General features: G+C 30.6%; 24 protein-coding genes. 12 read left to right on the top strand and 12 right to left on the bottom strand.

The genetic code is table 11. The features are described from left to right. Nucleotides 1–129: 129 nt before the first annotated feature. The 5 genes from AC3VJB_RS06450 to AC3VJB_RS06430 form a co-directional block, all read right to left on the bottom strand. Nucleotides 130–792 carry an energy transducer TonB gene (locus AC3VJB_RS06450; protein WP_047789146.1) on the bottom strand — a complete coding sequence of 221 codons (663 nt, stop codon included), beginning with the start codon at nucleotides 790–792 and terminating at the stop codon, nucleotides 130–132. A gap of 74 nt (nucleotides 793–866) precedes the next feature. Further along, nucleotides 867–1535, bottom strand: coding sequence for an energy transducer TonB (locus AC3VJB_RS06445; RefSeq protein WP_437825006.1), 669 nt, complete (start codon nucleotides 1533–1535; stop codon nucleotides 867–869). A 198-nt stretch (nucleotides 1536–1733) separates the two neighbouring features. Beyond that, nucleotides 1734–2663 (bottom strand): peptidylprolyl isomerase, encoded by a 930-nt coding sequence (locus tag AC3VJB_RS06440; RefSeq protein ID WP_173361048.1) that lies wholly within the window; start codon nucleotides 2661–2663, stop codon nucleotides 1734–1736. 110 nt (nucleotides 2664–2773) lie between these two features. Next, nucleotides 2774–4327, bottom strand: a complete 1554-nt coding sequence (locus AC3VJB_RS06435) for a hypothetical protein (protein ID WP_497666920.1) — start codon at nucleotides 4325–4327, stop codon at nucleotides 2774–2776. After that, the gene (locus AC3VJB_RS06430; RefSeq protein ID WP_349265550.1) at nucleotides 4317–5903 is read right to left on the bottom strand and encodes a peptide chain release factor 3; all 1587 of its coding nucleotides are present in this window, start codon (nucleotides 5901–5903) and stop codon (nucleotides 4317–4319) included. The genes AC3VJB_RS06435 and AC3VJB_RS06430 overlap by 11 nt, the downstream gene beginning before the upstream one ends. 108 nt (nucleotides 5904–6011) lie before the next feature. Between AC3VJB_RS06430 and idi the strand changes: the two genes are divergently transcribed. Genes idi through AC3VJB_RS06415 form a run of 3 tightly spaced genes read left to right on the top strand, consistent with a single transcriptional unit; the run spans nucleotide 6012 to nucleotide 7924 of the window. Beyond that, nucleotides 6012–6533: an isopentenyl-diphosphate Delta-isomerase gene (idi, locus tag AC3VJB_RS06425; protein WP_464836299.1), complete on the top strand. Its 522-nt coding sequence runs from the start codon at nucleotides 6012–6014 to the stop codon at nucleotides 6531–6533. Between the two features lie 2 nt (nucleotides 6534–6535). Beyond that, a complete protein-coding gene (locus tag AC3VJB_RS06420; protein ID WP_047789142.1) occupies nucleotides 6536–6949 on the top strand; it encodes a 6-pyruvoyl trahydropterin synthase family protein in 414 nt (137 codons plus the stop codon). 3 nt (nucleotides 6950–6952) lie between these two features. Then, nucleotides 6953–7924, top strand: a complete 972-nt coding sequence (locus AC3VJB_RS06415) for a type I phosphomannose isomerase catalytic subunit (protein WP_437825001.1) — start codon at nucleotides 6953–6955, stop codon at nucleotides 7922–7924. Between the two features lie 91 nt (nucleotides 7925–8015). Here the strand turns inward: AC3VJB_RS06415 and AC3VJB_RS06410 are convergent, their stop codons facing one another. Continuing rightward, complete coding sequence (locus AC3VJB_RS06410; protein ID WP_047789140.1) at nucleotides 8016–8369, bottom strand: hypothetical protein; 354 nt, start codon at nucleotides 8367–8369, stop codon at nucleotides 8016–8018. Between the two features lie 489 nt (nucleotides 8370–8858). Between AC3VJB_RS06410 and kdsB the strand changes: the two genes are divergently transcribed. The 5 genes from kdsB (at nucleotide 8859) to AC3VJB_RS06385 (ending at nucleotide 11521) form a co-directional block, all read left to right on the top strand. Continuing rightward, nucleotides 8859–9593 carry a 3-deoxy-manno-octulosonate cytidylyltransferase gene (kdsB, locus tag AC3VJB_RS06405; RefSeq protein ID WP_047789139.1) on the top strand — a complete coding sequence of 245 codons (735 nt, stop codon included), beginning with the start codon at nucleotides 8859–8861 and terminating at the stop codon, nucleotides 9591–9593. Then, the gene (locus AC3VJB_RS06400; RefSeq protein ID WP_047789138.1) at nucleotides 9586–10272 is read left to right on the top strand and encodes an HAD family hydrolase; all 687 of its coding nucleotides are present in this window, start codon (nucleotides 9586–9588) and stop codon (nucleotides 10270–10272) included. Before kdsB ends, AC3VJB_RS06400 begins: the two co-directional genes overlap by 8 nt. After that, a complete protein-coding gene (locus AC3VJB_RS06395; protein WP_047789137.1) occupies nucleotides 10273–10899 on the top strand; it encodes a CatA-like O-acetyltransferase in 627 nt (208 codons plus the stop codon). Between the two features lie 22 nt (nucleotides 10900–10921). Then, on the top strand, nucleotides 10922–11188 hold the full coding sequence (locus AC3VJB_RS06390) for a hypothetical protein (RefSeq protein ID WP_047789136.1): 267 nt from the start codon (nucleotides 10922–10924) through the stop codon (nucleotides 11186–11188). A gap of 135 nt (nucleotides 11189–11323) precedes the next feature. Beyond that, nucleotides 11324–11521: a hypothetical protein gene (locus tag AC3VJB_RS06385; protein WP_047789135.1), complete on the top strand. Its 198-nt coding sequence runs from the start codon at nucleotides 11324–11326 to the stop codon at nucleotides 11519–11521. 33 nt (nucleotides 11522–11554) lie between these two features. On the opposite strand, the gene AC3VJB_RS06380 is transcribed toward AC3VJB_RS06385, so the two are convergent. The 4 genes from AC3VJB_RS06380 to AC3VJB_RS06365 all read right to left on the bottom strand — a co-directional run bounded on the left by AC3VJB_RS06380 (nucleotide 11555) and on the right by AC3VJB_RS06365 (nucleotide 14639). Continuing rightward, a complete protein-coding gene (locus AC3VJB_RS06380; RefSeq protein ID WP_047789134.1) occupies nucleotides 11555–12013 on the bottom strand; it encodes a hypothetical protein in 459 nt (152 codons plus the stop codon). Next, nucleotides 12013–12549 (bottom strand): hypothetical protein, encoded by a 537-nt coding sequence (locus AC3VJB_RS06375; RefSeq protein WP_047789133.1) that lies wholly within the window; start codon nucleotides 12547–12549, stop codon nucleotides 12013–12015. Before AC3VJB_RS06375 ends, AC3VJB_RS06380 begins: the two co-directional genes overlap by 1 nt. A gap of 35 nt (nucleotides 12550–12584) precedes the next feature. Continuing rightward, nucleotides 12585–13130, bottom strand: a complete 546-nt coding sequence (locus AC3VJB_RS06370; RefSeq protein WP_047789132.1) for an RNA polymerase sigma factor — start codon at nucleotides 13128–13130, stop codon at nucleotides 12585–12587. A gap of 66 nt (nucleotides 13131–13196) precedes the next feature. Further along, nucleotides 13197–14639 carry a hypothetical protein gene (locus AC3VJB_RS06365; RefSeq protein ID WP_047789131.1) on the bottom strand — a complete coding sequence of 481 codons (1443 nt, stop codon included), beginning with the start codon at nucleotides 14637–14639 and terminating at the stop codon, nucleotides 13197–13199. A 75-nt stretch (nucleotides 14640–14714) separates the two neighbouring features. On the opposite strand from AC3VJB_RS06365, the gene AC3VJB_RS06360 reads away from it, so the two are divergent. From AC3VJB_RS06360 to AC3VJB_RS06350, 3 genes are all read left to right on the top strand, one after another. Beyond that, nucleotides 14715–15497 carry an MBL fold metallo-hydrolase gene (locus AC3VJB_RS06360; protein WP_497666919.1) on the top strand — a complete coding sequence of 261 codons (783 nt, stop codon included), beginning with the start codon at nucleotides 14715–14717 and terminating at the stop codon, nucleotides 15495–15497. A 93-nt stretch (nucleotides 15498–15590) separates the two neighbouring features. Then, on the top strand, nucleotides 15591–16349 hold the full coding sequence (yaaA, locus tag AC3VJB_RS06355) for a peroxide stress protein YaaA (RefSeq protein ID WP_167713577.1): 759 nt from the start codon (nucleotides 15591–15593) through the stop codon (nucleotides 16347–16349). Further along, nucleotides 16350–16988 carry a SanA/YdcF family protein gene (locus AC3VJB_RS06350; protein ID WP_159491513.1) on the top strand — a complete coding sequence of 213 codons (639 nt, stop codon included), beginning with the start codon at nucleotides 16350–16352 and terminating at the stop codon, nucleotides 16986–16988. A gap of 3 nt (nucleotides 16989–16991) precedes the next feature. On the opposite strand, the gene AC3VJB_RS06345 is transcribed toward AC3VJB_RS06350, so the two are convergent. Then, nucleotides 16992–18416, bottom strand: a complete 1425-nt coding sequence (locus AC3VJB_RS06345; protein ID WP_159491511.1) for an L-serine ammonia-lyase — start codon at nucleotides 18414–18416, stop codon at nucleotides 16992–16994. A gap of 90 nt (nucleotides 18417–18506) precedes the next feature. Beyond that, complete coding sequence (locus AC3VJB_RS06340) at nucleotides 18507–18848, bottom strand: DUF2853 family protein (protein WP_047789126.1); 342 nt, start codon at nucleotides 18846–18848, stop codon at nucleotides 18507–18509. A 195-nt stretch (nucleotides 18849–19043) separates the two neighbouring features. Between AC3VJB_RS06340 and AC3VJB_RS06335 the strand changes: the two genes are divergently transcribed. Next, nucleotides 19044–20414: a tetratricopeptide repeat protein gene (locus tag AC3VJB_RS06335; RefSeq protein WP_437824994.1), complete on the top strand. Its 1371-nt coding sequence runs from the start codon at nucleotides 19044–19046 to the stop codon at nucleotides 20412–20414. Nucleotides 20415–20431 lie beyond the last annotated feature (17 nt).

Below are 20431 nucleotides of genomic sequence, written 5' to 3'. Positions count from 1 at the left end.
TATTTTTAAGTGTTTGGTTTAGTTATTAACACGTTAACTAACGCTGTAAATATAAGTAAAAAATAGAATATAGCAAATTATTTTATAATCTTGACCAAAAGATAGTTCCTTTAAAAAGAAAATATAAAGTTATGGAACTTTAAAAATTATAGGTAAAGCATATTTTACATTAACCGAGCTACCTTTATGACTTCCAGGAATAAATTTAGGGAGCAGTGAAATTAATCTTTCTGCTTCTTTTTTTAGAAGTGCACTGTTTTTAGGTCCTTTCTTTTTTATGTCAATTACTTTTCCTTGCTTATCAATAGTAAATTGAACTAAAATTTTACCTTCAATTTTTTTTCGCAAGGCCTCTTTTGGATAATCAAAATTTCTAACAATATGTTTAATCATTTCTTTTTCAAAACACTTAGATTGTTGTAGAATTGGAGTCTTTTTACACTCATTAAACAAAGGAATTTGTTCAACTAGATGAAAAGGAATTTTATCTAAAGAAGTTAAAATATCTTCTTTTAAGTTTAGTTTTTCTACAAGAGAATTTTTACTTTTTATTTCTTCTACTTTATTTGATTTTGCTGAAATAGTATTTGTTTTTCTAAGTTTACGATGTCTTTTTCTTGTCGAAATTTCTTTAGTTTTTTCAGTTTCTAGAGCTTCTTTTACATCTTCTATAGAGCACTTAGTAATACTAATGGTATTTAAATCTTGGATATTTTCATTTGGGGTTTCACATTTTTCTTGAGCATAAGAAAATGATATTGAAAATAAAAAAAAGGTAAAGATATGTTTCATTTGTGTGTGTTAAAGAGGAATTTTTAAGGAGCACGAAAATAAAATTATCTGAAAATCTAGATAAATGTTTTATATTAATTTAAGATTAAATTTATAGGAAAAGAGTATGTAACATCAACAGGAATTCCTTTTTCCTTACCTGATTCTAACTGAGGTAACTTGTTAATAATTCGGTTGATTTCGTTGGTAATAATATCACTTGGTTTAGAGCTTACTACTTGAATGTTTTTTGGTAATCCATATATATCTATTGTGAATTGAATCAAAATTCTGCCACGTATACCTTCTTCTGAAAAGACTTCAGGATAATAATTTTTAGAAAAATGTTTTTGCATATTGTCTTTAAAACATTTTTTTGCATTTTCGTTAGAACTATTTTTACACTTAGGAAATAAAGGAACTTGATCAACAACAGAAAATAAAATTTCTTTAGTTTGAGATTTTAAAGAATTTTGTATTGATAAGTCATTGTTTGTAGTAATAATAGAAACTTTTGAAGAAGCATTTAAGCTTGATTGATTTTTTTGAGTAATCTTTCTTACTTTTTTTATTCTGTTTCTAGCAGTTAGTGTTTGAGTTGTTTTTTTTCTAGGAATTTGATTTTCTTTACCAATTTTACATTTATCCATACTAATAATATTTAAATCAATAGTATTATCTTCAGGCGTAGTACATACTTCTTGAGCTTCGAGTGTAATTGAGATGAAAAGAAAAAATGTTAAAAAAAGGAAAGTTGTTTTCATAAGGCTTAAGAGCTTGTTTGATGACGTAAAAATCATTCTTTTTTACTCTTTTGTTCTTAAGTAATTATGATATATCTATTAAGTAATATGTTCTTTAATGTTATGAATATTAAGTAAATATTAAGTGAAATGAGATAATAAAAAAAGCCTTCATAATTTATGAAGGCTTTACTTACTTGTATAATAAATTGTAAGCTATTACTTTACATTCATTAACTCAACATCAAAAATTAAAGTAGCGTTTGGAGGAATTACACCACCAGCACCTTGTGCACCATATGCTAAGTCAGATGGAATTACTAAACGAGCTTTGTCGCCCACTTTTAACAACTGAATACCTTCATCCCAACCAGGAATTACCTGACCAACACCAATAGCAAAATCGATAGGTTGTTTGCGCTTATATGATGAATCAAATACAGTTCCATCTAATAACTGACCTTTATAGTGTACAGAAACCATAGCTCCTTTAGTAGCTTGTTTTCCGTCTCCATTTTGTAAGATCTTATAACGTAAACCGCTTGGAGTTTCGTCATATCCTGCTGCTACTTGATCTAATAACTCTTTTTGTTTAGCTTTTGCTTCAGCTTCACGTTTTTCACGAGCTCCTTCAAAAGTTCTAAAAGCTTCTACAGCATTAAAAGCTTCAGCATCACTACCAACACGAATAATTTCTACATCCATAGTATCGTCTTGAGCAATTGCATCAACAACGTCTTGTCCTTCAATAACACTACCAAAAACAGTGTGTTTACCGTCTAACCAAGGAGTAGCAACATGTGTAATAAAAAATTGAGAACCATTGGTTCCAGGACCTGCATTTGCCATAGATAATTTTCCTGGAGCATCGTGTTTTAATTCAGGGTGAATTTCGTCATCAAATTTATAACCAGGGTTTCCTGTTCCTGTTCCTTGAGGACATCCTCCTTGAATCATAAAATCAGCAATTACACGGTGGAATTTTAATCCGTTATAATAAGGAGTTCCTTGTGGTTTCGCTGAGTTTTCTAAATTTCCTTCTGCTAAAGCAACAAAGTTACCTACAGTTCCAGGAGTTTTTTCGTATTCTAAGTTTACTAAAATTTCACCTTTTGGAGTGGTGAACTTTGCATAAATTCCGTTATCCATTTTTCTCTTGTTTATTTATATATGTGTGATTCTAGTGTCCAAAATTTAAGGGAAAAAAGAATCTTTTTATTAAAATAGCTAAATCATTGTTTTTCTTAGCAATGACAAAGTTAATTTTTTACAGATAAAGTTGAAAGGTTAAAGCTTAAACCTATGTTAATATTGTTAGAGTTAACATTTCCAAAAGGAGAGTAATATCTACCTCCAGATGCAATTATAGAAACCTGATTTACGATATCATAACTCAATCCAAGAGTAGGACGAATAATGATTCCTTCGTCAGTATCTACACCAGCACCTCCACCAGCACCTGCCATAACTTCTATAAATCCACGCATTTTGTTGTTAAAAAAATATGGACTATATATACCACCACCGACTAATCCGTGAGCATATCCACCTGAACGACCGTCATATGCAAAACCAGCTTCTCCAGCAATATATAATGAATGATTTAAATCATAGTTAACTTTAAAGCCAATTAATTGTAAGTCAATTTCAGTAGCGTCGTAAATATCATCTGTTTTAGCAACATCAAAATAACTTTGATTTTGAACTTCAAAACGTAACCCTTTTGTAAGATAAGTACTGCTCTCTTCGGAAGATGTTCCGCCGTTAAATCCGAAGTACTTTAAACCAAATCCGAAAGTATAGGCTTCTAAATCACCAGCAATGGCACGATAATATCCACCATGACCACTAATAGCAATGTTTTTAAATAGTTTTAAGTCAATTCCTGCAGAAGGGTAGATCATTAACCCACCTTCAGGAGCTACACGACCACCAGCAGCACCAATACCTAATTTTCCGAAGATATTAACGTATTTTGATTGATATGGATGATACCCCGCACCAATAAATAAATCCATAAAGCCAGCGCGTAGCCCCCTGTAAATTGCATCGGTGTGAGCAAATAGAAAAGTATTTTCGTTCAAATATTTCTGATACTCAAATCCAAGTACATATAGTAATTCATTTAGGTCATCCCCATTATCTTTTTTCGAATTACCAATAGGTTTAAAGAAATCAAAACGAATTTGTTGTGCATTTTTAACCACTGGTTTACTCCAAAAACTATCAGGAGAAAGATTGTCTGCTACAAATTTTCGATGCGCTTTGTCATAATCAGTAAAACGTAAAATACTTGGTATCTCTACAAAGAAAGAAACGGAGTTACTTTTAATTTCTCCTGATAAAAAGTTAACGTGACTGTATTGTATTCCGAAGGAGTAATCATTCTTTTTGTACTGTAATCCGATATTGGGATTGATAAAACCGCCATCATTTACCAAGTAACGATATCCGCCGCCGCCGCCAAAATGGAAATTAGCATCAATATATAAGTTTTTGTATAGTTTTTTATTTATTCCTAATTCAGCACCTAACGTAAATAATCCTCCTTGGTCTCCTGTTACTGCAAAATGAAATCCAGCACCACCGTACAACCAGTCATTAATAGGGATTTGATAGTGCAAACCAGTTAAACCCATCGTTGGTTTTAAGTCAGGGAATTTATCCGAAGGCATTTCAACAGGAATAAAATTCAAACGAACTTTATTGTGTAATTCTTTTCCTTGTAAACTCGATAAACCCTCTTGACTATAAGTTAGAAAAGAGACAAAAGAGAATAAAAAAGAGGCGATATAGTTTTTTTTAGAACTCACTAGTGAAATGTAATTTTACCGTAGGATATTTACTTTGTGTCATTTGAATTGTAAACGGAGAATCAGCTAAAAATACTAGTTGACCTTGTTTGTCTTTAGCTAAGTAACGTTGTTTTACACGTTTAAATTCTTTGAATTCTTCATTTTTAGGATCTTCTGGTTCCACCCAACAAGCTTTGTGCACTGCAATATTTTCATACGAACATTTAGCTCCATATTCATGTTCTAAACGGTATTGAATTACTTCGTATTGAAGTGCTCCTACAGTTCCTACAATTTTGCGTCCGTTCATATCTAAGGTAAATAACTGAGCAACTCCTTCATCCATTAACTGGTCTAAACCTTTATAAAGTTGTTTAGCCTTCATTGGGTCAGCATTATTTACATAACGGAAATGTTCTGGAGAGAAACTAGGAATTCCTTTAAAATTTAATTGTTCTCCTTCTGTTAATGTATCTCCAATTTTAAAGTTTCCAGTATCGTGTAAACCAACAATGTCACCTGGGAAAGATTCTTCAACAATTTCTTTTTTCTCAGCAAAAAAGGCATTCGGACTAGAAAATTTTACTTTTTTACCGTTACGAACATGTAAGTAGGGTGTGTTTCTTTTAAAAGTTCCTGATACAATCTTTACAAAAGCTAAACGATCACGATGTTTAGGATCCATGTTTGCATGAATCTTAAAAACAAACCCTGTCAATTTTTCTTCTTTAGAATCAACCAAACGTTCCTCAGCTTTTTTTGGCTGTGGATTTGGAGCAATATCAATAAAGCAATCTAATAACTCTTTTACTCCAAAATTATTTAAAGCAGAACCAAAGAAAACAGGCTGTAAATCTCCATTAACATAAGCTTCTTGGTCAAAGTCTGGATATACTTCATTTACTAACTCCAATTCTTCACGAAGTGTATTTGCAGAATTTTCTCCTACAATTTTATCTAGCTCAGGGTTATCTATATCATCAAATTCAACACCTTCAGAAATAGTTTGTTTGTTGTCTCCGGAAAAGATATTTAATTTCTTTTCCCAAATATTATAAATTCCTTTAAAGTCATATCCCATTCCGATAGGGAAGCTTAACGGAGTTACTTTTAAACCTAGTTTTTGCTCAACTTCATCTAATAAATCAAAAGCATCTTTACCTTCACGGTCTAATTTATTGATAAAAACAATCATTGGAATTTTTCGCATGCGACAAACCTCTACTAATTTTTCGGTTTGTTCCTCAACCCCTTTTGCGACATCAATAACTACAATAACACTATCAACTGCAGTTAAGGTTCTAAAGGTGTCCTCAGCAAAATCCTTGTGACCAGGAGTATCAAGAATATTGATTTTTTTGTCTTTATAAATGAAAGCTAATACAGAGGTAGCAACAGAGATACCACGTTGACGCTCAATTTCCATAAAATCAGAAGTAGCTCCTTTTTTAATTTTATTATTTTTTACCGCACCAGCTTCTTGAATTGCTCCACCAAAAAGTAATAATTTTTCAGTTAAGGTGGTTTTACCTGCATCTGGGTGTGATATAATTCCGAATGTACGTCTCTTCTGTATTTCTTCTAAAAAACTCATCTATAAATTTTAAGGTTGCAAAGATACATTTTAAAGCGAACTGTTCAAAAGGTTTTAATTGTTGAACTGGTCGCAATTTTGTAAGTTTGCTTTTCGTAAATTTTCTAGATGAAAGAACAAGTAATTTTAGTTGATCAGCAAGATAATCCGATAGGATTAATGGAAAAAATTGAAGCACATGAAAAAGCTTTACTACACAGGGCTTTTTCGGTATTTGTTTTTAATGATAAAAATGAATTGATGTTACAACAACGTGCTGCTGAAAAATATCACTCCCCTTTGTTATGGACAAATACTTGTTGTTCACACCAAAGAGATGGAGAATCGAACATTGAAGCTGGGAAACGTAGATTACAGGAAGAAATGGGATTTTCATGTGAGTTAGAAGAAGTATTCTCTTTTATTTATAAAGCTCCGTTTGATAATGGCCTAACAGAGCATGAATACGATCATGTAATGATTGGTACATTTAACGACGAACCTATTGTAAACCCTGAAGAAGTGGCGTCATATAAATGGATGCCTTTAGAGGAGGTGAAAAATGATATAGATAATCATCCAGAAAAGTATACAGCTTGGTTTAAAATAATTTTTAAAGAATCGTACGATAAAATATCTAAGTATATTTAATTATGCCTAAAGTAACAGTTCACAGAAAAGCACATTTTAATGCAGCGCATAGGTTATTTAACCCTAAATGGTCTGATGAGAAAAATTACGAGGTTTTTGGTAAGTGTAGTAACCCTAATTACCACGGTCATAATTATGAGCTAATTGTTTCATTGACTGGTGAGATAGACCAAGAAACAGGATATGTATATGATTTAGGTAAGCTGAAAGATTTAATTAAGTCGAAGGTTGAAGATCTATTGGATCATAAAAACTTAAATATTGAAGTAAAGGAATTTAAAAATGTTAATCCTACAGTAGAAAACATATCAGTAGTAATTTATAATAAGTTACGTGTAAGTATTCCAGAAAAATTAGACTTAGCAATTACATTATATGAAACTTCAAGAAACTACGTAACTTATAGAGGTACATAATTTATGATAAACCAATTACTAAGATTTACTCCAATTTTAAAGCAAAAGGTTTGGGGAGGAAAAAAACTAAACCTACTACTTCATAAAAACTCAGACGGATCCAATATTGGAGAGAGTTGGGAAATTTCAGATGTTGATGGAGATGAATCGGTTGTTAGTAATGGTAACCTTAAAGGAAGAACATTAAGAAGTCTTTTAAAAGAGTATAAGAACGATTTAGTAGGTGAATATGTATATGAAACTTTTGGAGAGCAGTTTCCATTATTAATAAAATTTATTGATGCAAAAGAGGTTTTAAGTATTCAAGTACACCCTGATGATAAATTAGCAGAACTTCAAGAGTCTTTTGGGAAGACAGAGATGTGGTATGTAATGCAAGCCGATAATGAAGCTAACATTATTATAGGTTTTAAAGAAAACTCTAATAAAGAAGAATACGTATATCACCTAAATAACAAGACGCTCTTAAGTATTTTAAATGTAGATAAAGTGTCCAAAGGAGATGTTTATTTTGTGCCACCAGGAAGAGTACACGCTATTGGTGCTGGTTTACTGATTGCTGAAATTCAACAAACCTCAGACATAACTTACCGTATTTACGATTGGGATAGAAAAGATATAGACGGTAATTACCGAGAACTCCATACTGAAAAAGCATTAGAAGCTATTGATTTCTCAGCTAAAAGTTCCTATAAAACAACTTATAAGAAACAAAAAAATATAGCGAATAAAGTTGTTACATGCCCTTATTTTACAACAAATATATTACCAGTGGAGGGGAAAAAAGAAATAGATTTATCTAAAAAAGATTGCTTCGTAATTTATATGTGCGTAGAAGGAGAGGTAACATTCTTTTATAAAAGTCAACAAGAAGTTGTAAGAAAAGGAGAAACAATCTTGGTACCAGCATGTATTGATAAAGTGGAAATTTTATCAGAAAACCCTTCAGAACTATTAGAAACATATATAAAATAAGCTTAAGAGAAAAAAATCTCCTAAGCTTATAAACAAACCAAACTAACTTAACGATTGCTTAATTGATTGTAAAATCAATTTTTAGGAATAATTAAGACGCTTTTTTAATTGTATAGCCAAAAGTAGCTGTACATATAATATTTTGTTTCTTTTCTTCTTTTTTAGATACTGTTATATTGAAAATAATCTCAGTATCACTCAATTTTTTAATATTGTTTTTGATAACAAGTTTATCATTAAGGTATGCGTTGCTTAACAGATCAAACTCGATACTGTTAAAACTAAAATTAGAAGAGTCTGGATAAAAGCCTAAAGAAGTATTCGCGCTAGATTCAATTTTATCGTATAAAACTGAAGTTTTTAACACTTTGTTTTTGCTAACCTGCTTTTTGTTAACTATAAATTGATTTGGCTGACTGTTTGATGTGATATTTAATGTTTTCATGATAATTTTAAGGATTAAGTATTAGTAATTCCGGATCTCTGTAAAATGGATTTTGTACTGAGTACATTACAGTTGAGGCTACATGTTTTCTAATTGAGTTTCGATACTTAAAAGTGTTCATAATGTTTAAAATTTAAAATATTAGTAAATAAAAAAGGTGCTTTTTTAAAAAAGCACCTTTGGTTAAATTTATATTAAAATTGATTGTTTAAAATCGATGTTTAAATCTGTTTCTTTGGGTGCTTTTAGTTACATATACATAATGTTTATGCATGCGGGCAGTACACATAATCGAATTGATTGTGTTAAAAATAAACGTGTATGTACCTAAAAGCGTCTTCATAATGACTCAAAAGTAGTAAAAGTTTTTAATAATTGAACAAAACTAAAAAGTATTTAATGTTAAAGTTTTATAAAAGTGAGTATTATCAGTTTTTATGATGGCAGTTTAAATATGTATCTTTGATACGTAAACACTTATGATTATTTATGAAGATAATAGCAATGATACCTGCACGTTATAGTGCATCACGTTTTCCAGGGAAATTGATGAAAGATTTAGGAGGAAAACCTGTAATTGTAAGAACCTATGAAGCAGCTGTAAAAGCAAACCTTTTTGATGAGGTATATGTGGTAACCGATTCCGAAGTAATTTATAACTCTATAGAAAAAGTAGGAGGTAAGGTTTTAATGAGTAAAAAGGAACATGAATGTGGTTCTGATAGAATAGCAGAAGCAGTTGAAAATTTAGATGTAGATATTGTGGTAAACGTACAAGGAGATGAACCCTTTATTGATACAGTTTCGTTGTCAAAACTAATTAGTGTTTTTAAATCTGATATTCAAAAAGAAATAGATTTAGCATCACTAAAAGTAAAAATGACGAATAAAGAAGATATTCAAAACCCAAATAACGTTAAGGTAATTACTGATACAAATGATTTTGCTATTTATTTTTCAAGAAGTATAATTCCATATCATCGAGATAAAGAAGTTCCTGTAAACTATTATAAGCACAAAGGAGTTTATGCGTTCAGAAAAGAAGCGTTAATTGATTTTTATCATACCCCTATGACACCAATAGAGGCTGCTGAAAAAATTGAATGTATTCGTTATTTAGAAGTAGGAAAAAAAATAAAGATGATAGAAACTTCAGTGGAGAGTATTGGTATTGATACTCCTGAAGATTTAGAGAAAGCTATAAAACAACTAGAAAATGAATAATATTAAAATAATATCTTTTGATGCAGATGATACACTTTGGGTAAACGAGACTTACTTTCGTGATGCTGAAGATGATTTTGCTCGATTATTGTCCGATTATGAAACAGAGAATAAAATCCATCAAGAGTTGTTTAAAAAAGAAATAGAAAATCTTAAAATATACGGGTACGGAGTAAAAGGTTTTATGCTGTCAATGGTTGAATGTGCGCTAGAAATTTCTAACTATAAAATTAGTCCTAAAAAAATGGAAGAAATTCTTGAAATAGGAAAAGATATGTTAGAAAAACCAATAGAACTCCTAGATGGGGTAGAAGAGGTGTTGCAAGAATTACATGGAAAATATAAGTTAATTGTAGCAACCAAAGGAGATTTGTTAGATCAAGAACGTAAGTTGGCAAAATCAGGAATTTTAAAATATTTTCATCATACAGAAGTGATGAGTGAGAAGAAAAAAACTGATTATAAAAAATTAGTAAAACGCTTAGATATTAATCCTTCAGAGTTTTTAATGATAGGAAACTCATTAAAATCAGATGTGTTACCGTTAATTGAAATAGGAGCAACAGCGATTCATGTTCCGTTTCATACAACATGGGCACACGAAGAGGTTAAAGAAGAGCAAAAATCAGATGCTTACAAAACGGTATCTAGTATTACAGATGTATTAAAATTTTTATAAATGAAATACCTAGATATTGAAAGTTGGAATAGGAAAGAGCTTTTTAAACATTTTAGAACTTTAGAAGATCCAACTTTTGGATTAGTTGCAGATGTAGATGTGTCTATAATCTATCAATTAGCAAAAGAAAAGAATCAGTCCTTTTTTGTCCGATACTTACATGCTTGCATGAAAGCTATAAATGCAGTTGAGAATTTAAAATATAGATTAGAAGGTGATAAAATAGCTGTTTACGAAGTAATCAACGCTTCAGCAACTATTGCAAGGCCTGATAACACTTTTGGATTCTCGTATATAGATTATTCTGAAAAGTTTGAGGAATTCAATTGTAACTTTCAAAAGGAAAAAGAACGAATTTTAAATTCTAATGATTTGTTTCCGTCTAAGTACTCTTTAGGATGTATACATTGTTCGGCCATTCCTTGGGTAAGCTTTACAGGGCATAAAGAACCTTTTTCAGGAAATAAAAATGATAGCGTGCCTCAATTAGCTTTTGGTAAAATAAAGGAGCAAAATAAAAAAATGTTAATGCCTGTGGCTGTTAATGTAAATCATGCTTTGGTAGATGGATATCATGTAGGGCAGTTTTTTGAGAAATTTCAAGAAGAATTGAATAAAATCGATTAATTTTGCATCAAAATTTATAATTATGGCAAGCATAAAAAATTTAAAGAAAGATATTAACTATACGTTAGGAGACATTATTAGTATTTGTCAAATAACAAAAGAGTTAAACCCTGAAGCAGATAAAGCAAAGGCAGATGCTATTGTAGATGAGGTTATTGTAACTTTTGATGATTTAGTAGCTAAAGTTAACGCAAAAAACGTTGAAAATAAGAAAGCTCACTATAAATCAATTAATACAGAGTTAGAGACTAGAGCAAATGCTTTAATAGAAAAAGTGAATAGTTTATAGTATTATAAATTATACGACTAAAAATGCGAGACTTGAATAAGTCTCGCATTTTTTTTGGATAAACTTTAACACTCTACTTGGAATAAAAATTTGTAAATTACGTTCAGTATTTAATAACAGATAACCCCAATAAAAATGGCAAGAGCTATGTATGAGTACACGAAAACTGTGCTTCAAAAGGTTAGTTTTAACGCTGATTTATTTTGTAAAGAGCTTGAAAAAGCTTTAGGTAGATTACTACCTTATGAAATAGATGAACTAACTATTTGGCTAAAACAATTTACGGCTAATAAACCAGATTTATATGTTTGTTTAGCCTTAGTCGATAAGTAAAAAAAGGAAGCTTTTAAAGCTTCCTTTTTTTACTTATCGATGTTTCTTTTTTTCACCCTTTAGCTTTTTTATGAGCTTTCGATGAAATTCATGTTCAGCCACCTCCAAGGTGAGGATTTTTTTATCTGATAAAAAGGTAGAAAGTTTATCATAAAAATTAGTTTTAGTTTCATATTGTTCTTTTGAAACGGACTTAATTTTATTAACAATTTCTTTTGATTCTTTATCAGTTAAGCTATCAATTCCTCCACAACTAAGTATTTTCTTTTTAATACTGTAGCGTTCTGCTTTATGAAGTTCAATCATTTTTTTGTCATATACATTATATAGTGGCCAAAACTTATTGGCTTCTTCTTCTGTTAAGTTTAACTTTTCAGAAAGAAAAGCAACCTTAAAAGCTTTAACCTTTTCATAATTTCCTTTTCTTGTTTGCGCTTGAACAGAAAAAAAGGAAGTGAAAATTACGAATAATATAAATAATTTTTTTTTCATTATTGTTCTATTTCATTTATGAGTGTTGTTGTATCAACAGAATTTAAGTAGTCTTCTAGTGTTTCATCACTAATAGAGGCTAATATATCTTCATCTAGTTCAGACGTGTTTAATGTTGCTGCAAGCTCATTATTGTCAATATCACCGTATCCATTTTCATACCAAGATTCAATATCGGTAATGGTTATATCTTCGAAAGTAATTTTTTGAGTATTAAAATAATTAAAACCGATGAAAAGTAAAACTGAAGCTGCAGCGGCTAAAGGGATGTACTGTAAAATTCTTTTACGTAATGAAATTACTTTCGTTTCTGTAGTTTGTTCTGTAACTAATTTTGATAGAATTTGAGTTTCGATTGTGTCAAAATAATCATCAGGAGTATTGAACGTTTTCTTTTTTGGTAAACTATCTATAAAAATGGAAGTATTAATTTTTTCTTCAATTTCTTCAAAGTAGTTTTGAGGAATTGAAAAACCACAATTCTTACCAGCTTTTAGGCTTGAGAAATTTATAGTATGTTTATTTTTTTTATTCATTATACTTTAGTAAGACTATTCTTATAGTAAAAGGTTTAATTATAGTTCTTTATAAAATGTTCTATTTTTTTTGTTGCTATGTGATAAGAAGCTTTTAAAGCTCCAATAGATGTGTTAAGAATTTCAGAGATTTCCTCATATTTCATTTCATCGAAATACTTCATATTAAAAACTAATTGTTGTTTTTGAGGTAATGTAGCAATTGCTTTTTGTAAAATAAGTTGAATTTCATCACCTGAAAACCAATAATCGCTATCTAGAGTGGAAGTAATTTGTAGTTGATAATCAGAAATATGAATGTTTTTCTCTTTAGCTTTTTTATTGATGAAGGTAATAGCTTCATTGGTTGCTATTCGGTACATCCAAGAAAATAGTTTGCTATCTCTTTTAAATTGATTAATATTTTTGTAAACCTTTATAAAGGTGTTTTGTAAAACATCGTCAGCATCTTCATGAGAAATTACAATCTTTCGTATATGCCAATACAATCGCTCTTTATATTGCGATACTAGGTTTTTAAAAGCAACCTGTTTTGTGGTAGGTTGCTGCAATTGATCTATAAGTGTAATTTCGTCAATCAACTAAAAACTATTTAGCTGTTAGACTATAAAGATAGTTAAAGGTTTAAAAAGAGTAATAAAAAAATACTATTTAATTCTTTTTGTGCAACCAAATAAACGTTTTTCTTTGATAGTTTCAGAAACTCCTTTAGGAAGCATTTCTTCCCATCCATCTTCTCCGTTTTTAATCATTTTTAAAACTTTCCTAGAGAAAATATGTAAAATATCGGGATTAAAGTCTTTAATATCAATTAATCTACCGTTATTTTTGAAGAACTTATAAAGTTCTTTCATTCTAGGGTGTACTTTAAGGTTTTCACTAGTAATATATTCACCAGTTTCTTCATTTTTATAAGGATACATATAAACTTTTAAATCTCTGTAAAAAAGTTTTCCAAATGCTTCTAAAATACCTCCACTTAAATCACGGTAATATTTCTCGTTAAAAATTTGAATAAGATTATAAACCCCCATTGCAAGTCCCATACGTTCCTTAGTATATTCACTAAAATACTCTACAAGCTTAAAGTACTCTTGGTAGTTGGTGATCATAACATTCAAACCAAGAGAGCATAATAGTTCTGCTCTGTCTAAAAAGTCACGTTCATTAATTTCTCCTTCAGCACGAAGATTACTTAACGTAATTTCAAAAATAATTTTAGTTTTTTTAGGGTCTACCTTATTCTCGTCAAAAAACAATTGCTTAGCACTTTCAAACATGTCCATATTAACCTTTGTTACAGGTCTATAACTTCCTCTAAGGGCTAATATATTTTTTTTATAAAGTACTTGTGCAGGCAATAAGTTGTTTCCATCAGGACCAAACATTACAGCATTTGTCATTCCGTTTTTAACAAGTTGTAAGCTCATTAAACGGTTGTCAACATACATAAAACGAGGTCCAGAGAAATTAATCATATCAATTTCTAAACGATCTTTGTCAATATTATCGTAAAAAGATTTTAATAAATCTTTCGGATTATCATTTAAATAATAAGCACCATAAATTAAGTTTACACCTAAAACGCCTAATGTTTCTTGTTGTTGACGTGCATCTGTTTCTTTAAAACGTAGGTGTAAAACAATTTCGTTATAATCTTCTAGTGGATCTAATTGAAAACGAATTCCAACCCATCCATGACCTTTAAACTTTTTAGTAAAGTTAATAGTTGCCACTGTATTAGCATAGCTAAAGAACAATTTATCAGGATGCTTTTGACGATCAAGTCGCTCTTCAATTAAATCCATTTCGTGCTTTAGCATCTTTTTTAATCGAGGCTCTGTAACATAACGATTGTCTTTTTCAATTCCATAAATGGCATCAGAGAAGTCTTTATCATAAGCACTCATAGCTTTCGCTATTGTACCAGAGGCCCCACCAGCCCTAAAAAAATTACGAACAGTTTCTTGACCAGCTCCAATCTCTGCAAAAGTTCCATATATGTGTGCGTTTAAGTTAATCTTTAACGCTTTCATTTTGGTAGTTGGTACAGTGTTTATTTTTTGATCTCCTTTTAACGTAATTGCCATTTTGTTATTTTTTGTTACGTAGTACAAATGTACTGAAATTACAAACGAACAGACAATTTTTGTTGTATTTTTGTGATGAAAATGAAGAAAAAAAATCAAGTAAAAATAACTTTTTTAGGAACGGGAACTTCTACTGGAGTTCCAATGATTACCAGTAAACATCCTGTGGCATTATCTAAAAATCCGAAAGACAAAAGATTACGATCTTCGGTGTTAGTTTCATGGGGTGATATTAACTATGTGATTGATTGTGGTCCAGATTTTCGTCAGCAAATGATGCGTGAAGAGGTGGTTTCGATTAAAGGGATTTTATTTACCCATGAACATGCAGATCATATAGCTGGTTTAGATGAAATTCGTCCGTACTGCTTTCAAATAGGACCAGTACCTATATATTTAACAAAAAGAGTGCTAGGAGTTTTACAAAAGCGATATGATTATATATTTGCAACAGAAAATCGATACCCAAGTGCACCAAGTGTAGCTCCAACGATTATTTCACATAAAGAAAGTTTTGAGTTAGAGGGAGTAGAGGTTACTCCAATTGAAGTAATGCACGGTAATTTACCGATTCTCGGATATCGTTTTAATAACGTAGCATATATAACCGATATTAAAACTATTTCAGAAGGAGAGAAAGAAAAACTAAAAAACCTTGATGTTTTGATTGTGACAGGTTTACGAAGAGAACCTCATAAAACACATTTTAACTTAGAAGAATCGTTAAGTTTTATAGAGGAAATTAAACCTAAAAAAGCATATTTAACACATATTAGTGAGCTTTTAGGATTACATGATGAGGTTGAAAAAGAATTACCAGAGAATGTGTTTTTAGCTTATGACGGATTACAAGTTTAGTATTAAAAAAATTAATACTACAATCAATTTAAATTACCTGAAGTAATTGATGATTTTAAAATAGCTTCTTATTTTTACTCTAAATTTTATAGCATGAAAATTATAATATCACCAGCAAAATCGTTAGACTTTGAAAGCAAAGCTACTACTGATGTATATACGCAACCTAGGTTTTTAGAGCAATCTGAAAAACTGAATAAGAAGTTAAGAACATTGTCAAGAAAAAAATTAAGCGAGTTAATGAAGATTTCTGATGATTTAGCAAGTTTAAATTATGATAGAAATCAAGATTGGCAACCTCCTTTTTCTTTAGATAATGCAAAACAAGCAGTATTTGCATTTACAGGTGAAGTGTATAGAGGTATTGATGCCAGTTCTATATCAGAAGATAAGATTTCTATTTTACAAGAGAAATTAAGAATTTTATCAGGGTTATACGGTTTGTTAAAACCGTTGGATTTAATTCAACCTTATCGTTTAGAAATGGGAACTAAGTTAAAAGTAGGTAGAAGAGAAAACTTATATAAGTTTTGGGATACTACATTGGCTGAGTCGCTAAATGAAGAATTAGGAGATGGAGAGTTGTTAATTAATTTAGCAAGTACAGAATATTTTAAGGCGCTTCCTAAAAAAGCATTAAAAGTACCTATGATAACTCCCGTTTTTAAAGATTTTAAAAATGGACAGTATAAAACTATTATGACCTTTGCTAAAAAAGCTCGTGGATTAATGGTGCGTTACATTATAGATAATAACGTGGAGATTTTAGAAGAGTTAAAAGGTTTTGATGTGGAAGGATATGGTTTTTCTGAAGAAATGTCTACCGAAACTGAATTAGTATTTACAAGATAGATGAAACGAAAAAAAGTTGCTATTATTTTTCTTTTAGGTTGTCTACTAGTTGTTACTTCTATTTATGTTTCAAACAAAGTAATAATTAATAATGCAGAAGGAAAATTATTTAATTCTACAGAAAATATATCTAAAAATAAAGTAGGGCTGTTATTAGGTACGGTAAAGTATTTGTCTGATGGGAGAATAAATCTGTATTATCAATTTCGTTTGAATGCTGCTGTGGAGTTATACAAAGCTGAAAAAATTGATTTTATTTTAGTAAGTGGCGATAATGGCTCCGAAGGATATGATGAACCAACCGATTTTAAAAATGATTTGATTGAATCAGGAATTCCTGAGAGTAAAATTTATTTAGATTATGCTGGTTTTAGAACCTTAGATTCAGTAGTAAGGGTAAAAGAAGTTTTTGGTCAAACCTCAGTAACAATAATATCTCAACAATTTCATAATGAAAGAGCATTGTATTTGGCAAACCATTTTGATATTGAAGCAATAGGGTATAACGCCAGAGGAGTTTCAGGAAAAAAAGCTATGAAAGTTCAATTAAGAGAATATTTAGCAAGGGTAAAAGTATTTGTAGATATTCTCTTAAATGTTAATCCCAAGTTTTTAGGAGAACCTGTTGAAATAAAATAACTCTTAACAATCAGCTAAACGAACAGTAACAGCTAAACCACCTTCTGAAGTCTCTTTGTAGTTTCTATTCATGTCTTTAGCCGTTTCCCACATAGTATCTACTACTTTGTCTAAAGGAACTTTAGATTCTTTTGGATTGGTTTCTAAGGCTAATTCAGCAGCATTAATAGCTTTAATTGCCCCCATAGCGTTACGTTCAATACAAGGTACTTGTACCAATCCGCCAATAGGATCACAAGTAAGTCCTAAATGATGTTCCATGGCAATTTCAGCAGCAACTAAGCATTGTGACGGAGTTCCGCCTAACAATTCTGTTAATGCAGCAGCGGCCATGGCAGAGGATACACCAATTTCAGCTTGACAACCACCCATAGCAGCAGAAATTGTTGCATTTTTCTTAAAAATACTTCCTATTTCTCCAGCAACTAGCAAGAATTTTTTAACATGTTCAAAAGTAGCATCGTGGTTTTCTATTACTAAATAATACATTATTACAGCAGGAATAACTCCAGCACTTCCGTTGGTTGGAGCAGTAACAACTCTACCCAAAGAAGCATTCACTTCGTTAACAGATAAAGCTAAGCAGCTTACCCATTTTAAAATTTCACGGAATTTTACTTCTGTACTTCTAATAGCAGTAATCCATTCTTGTTGGTTCGTATATTCAGCTTCTTTAATAAGTCTTTGGTGTGTTTCAAATGCACGTCGTTTTACATTTAATCCGCCAGGTAAAATTCCTTGAGTGTGACAACCTATGTACATACATTCTAACATAGTGTTCCATATACGATGCAATTCTTTGTCGATGTCTTCAGCAGAATTAATTACAAGTTCATTTTGGTAAACAATGTCAGAAATATTTAACTCTTCCTTTTCGCAATAGGCTTCAAGCTCAGCAGCTCTGTTGATAGGGAACGGAAAGTTTTGTTTATTAATCTCAATATCTTCAGCAAGATTATCGTCTTCTTGCACAATGAACCCTCCACCAATAGAATAGTATGTTTCTGTAGAAATTTCTACACCGTTAGCATATCCTCTAAAAGTCATTCCATTAGCATGAAAAGGTAAAAACTCTTTATTGAATGTTACTGAGCCGTTGGCAAAAGCAATATTTCTTTCATTATTAAAAAATAAAAGTTCTTTGGTTTTAATATCATTGATAATAACATCAATTGTTTCAATTGGAATATATTCAGGATCAGCTCCACTTAAACCTAATAAAACAGCTAAATCTGTTGCGTGCCCTTTGCCTGTTAATGAAAGAGAACCATATAAGTCCACTTTTATTTCTTCAATTAAAAGAAATTCATTTGTATCTTTTAATTTTTGAATCCATTGTTGAGCCGCTCTCCAAGGGCCTAGGGTATGAGAACTAGAAGGTCCCACCCCAATTTTAAGCATGTCAAAAACACTAATAAATTGCGACATAAATATAAGTTGTTTGTTGGCGGCTAAAATAAAAAAATCCTGTATTTAAAACTTAAATACAGGATTTATATTTTTTAGAAAGAGAGGTTATTACATTCCGTAAACAGACTCTTTATCAAATTTCTTAACCAACATGTAGTATACAACCGCACGATACTTATTTCTTTCCGACTTTCCAATTCTTTCCATTACTTCTCCAATAGCTTTATCTAATTCAGGTCCATCAGCTAAACCTAATTTTTTCATTAAGAAGTTTTTCTTAACAGTTTCTAGTTCTTTAGGGTCACTTCCTGATACGGTTTCAGCATCTTTTTTATAAATAGAAGGGCCTAGTCCTTTTGTTACAGCAGTTAATAAATCAGTGTTAGAACGAATATCTCTATCGTCCATAAACTTTTTATAAAGCGCCACTTTTTCGTCAAATTTACTCATGATTTTTTGTTTAAAATTAGATATTAATTTTTATGTTCTTTCAAAGATAGAAAAATAATTAACTCTTTCAAATAACTTATTTTTAATAAAAACGAATGTTTTATATTGTTAATTAAATTGTTGAAAAGAAATAAACATACCAGTAAATAGGTATTATTCTTGCAGTAACTTTATATAAATTCAAATCTGTAGCCCATGTCAATATCAAAATTTGAATCTATGTTGAAAACCAACGAGGTATATTTTTTCGATGCTGTAGAGTTTGAGACAATTATAGAGCATTATTTAAATATAGGTAAGCAGTCGTTGGCAAAAAAAGCCGTACAGTTAGGTTTAGAGCAGCATCCGTCTTCAATTCAATTAAAATTAATGAAAGTAGAAATTTTAATTTTTGAAGATGAATTGCATGAAGCAATTAAGATGTTATCTAATATCGAAGCTGTAGAACCTCATAATGATGAAGTATTTATCCAAAAAGCAATTATCTTATCTAAAAAGAAACAGCACACAGCAGCAATTGCTATTTTAAAAGAATCTTTACAGTATATAGAAGATCCATCTGATGTTTGGTCTATGATAGGTATGGAGTACTTGTATCTTGATGATTTTGAAAATGCACGTTTGAATTTTGCAAAGTGTATTGAGGTAGATTATGAAGATTATTCATCGTTGTACAATATAGTTTATTGTTTTGATATGGAGGGTAGTCATGAAGACGCAATAAAATTTTTAAATTCGTATTTAGATAAAAATCCATATTGTGAAGTCGCATGGCATCAATTAGGAAGGCAATATTTTGAACTAGGAATGTTTAAAGAAGCATTAACAGCTTTTGATTATGCAGTATTGATTGATGATAGTTTTATAGGGGGGTATTTAGAAAAGGCAAAATCCTTAGAAGAATTAAAGCGCTATGAAGAAGCAATAGATAATTATTTGGTTACACTAGAATTAGATGACCCAACGGCTTATGCTTATATAAGGATTGGGGAGTGTTATGATAAACTTGAAAACACACAAACAGCAATACACTTTTATAAAAAGGCAGTACATGAAGACCCTCTTTTAGATAGAGGCTGGGTTTTACTAACAAATGCTTGTTATAATCAAGGAAATTATGAAAAAGCATTGTACTATATAAATAAAGCAATTCATATAGATGAATCAAATGTTTTATATTGGAGGCGTTATGGAGATATTAATTTAAAACTTAATTTTTACGAAGAATCAGTTAAAGCTTTTAAAACCTGCTTATCTTTAGGAGATAAAGAGATTGAAATTTACATTGCTTTAGTAGATATTTTATTGTTTTTAGGAGAATTCAATCAAGCACTTAAGACATTAATTCAAGCAAAAAAAACGTATAAAGAATTTGCAGAAATTGAGTATAGACTTTGCGGATTGTTTATGATTCTAGGAAAAGAAGAGTATGGAGTGGCTCATTTGAATAATGCTTTAGCCATCGATTTTGAATATCATACAATTGTTAAGGACTTATTTCCTTCTGTTTTTGAAAATAAAAGAATAAAAAAAATTATATCTAATTACGATAAAGCTGTTCAATAAAGGTTTTCATGTTTAAC

The organism is Tenacibaculum sp. TB-53 (assembly GCF_059716285.2).
The sequence above is the reverse complement of the archived record's forward strand: the minus strand, read 5'-3'. Positions and strand labels throughout refer to the sequence as shown.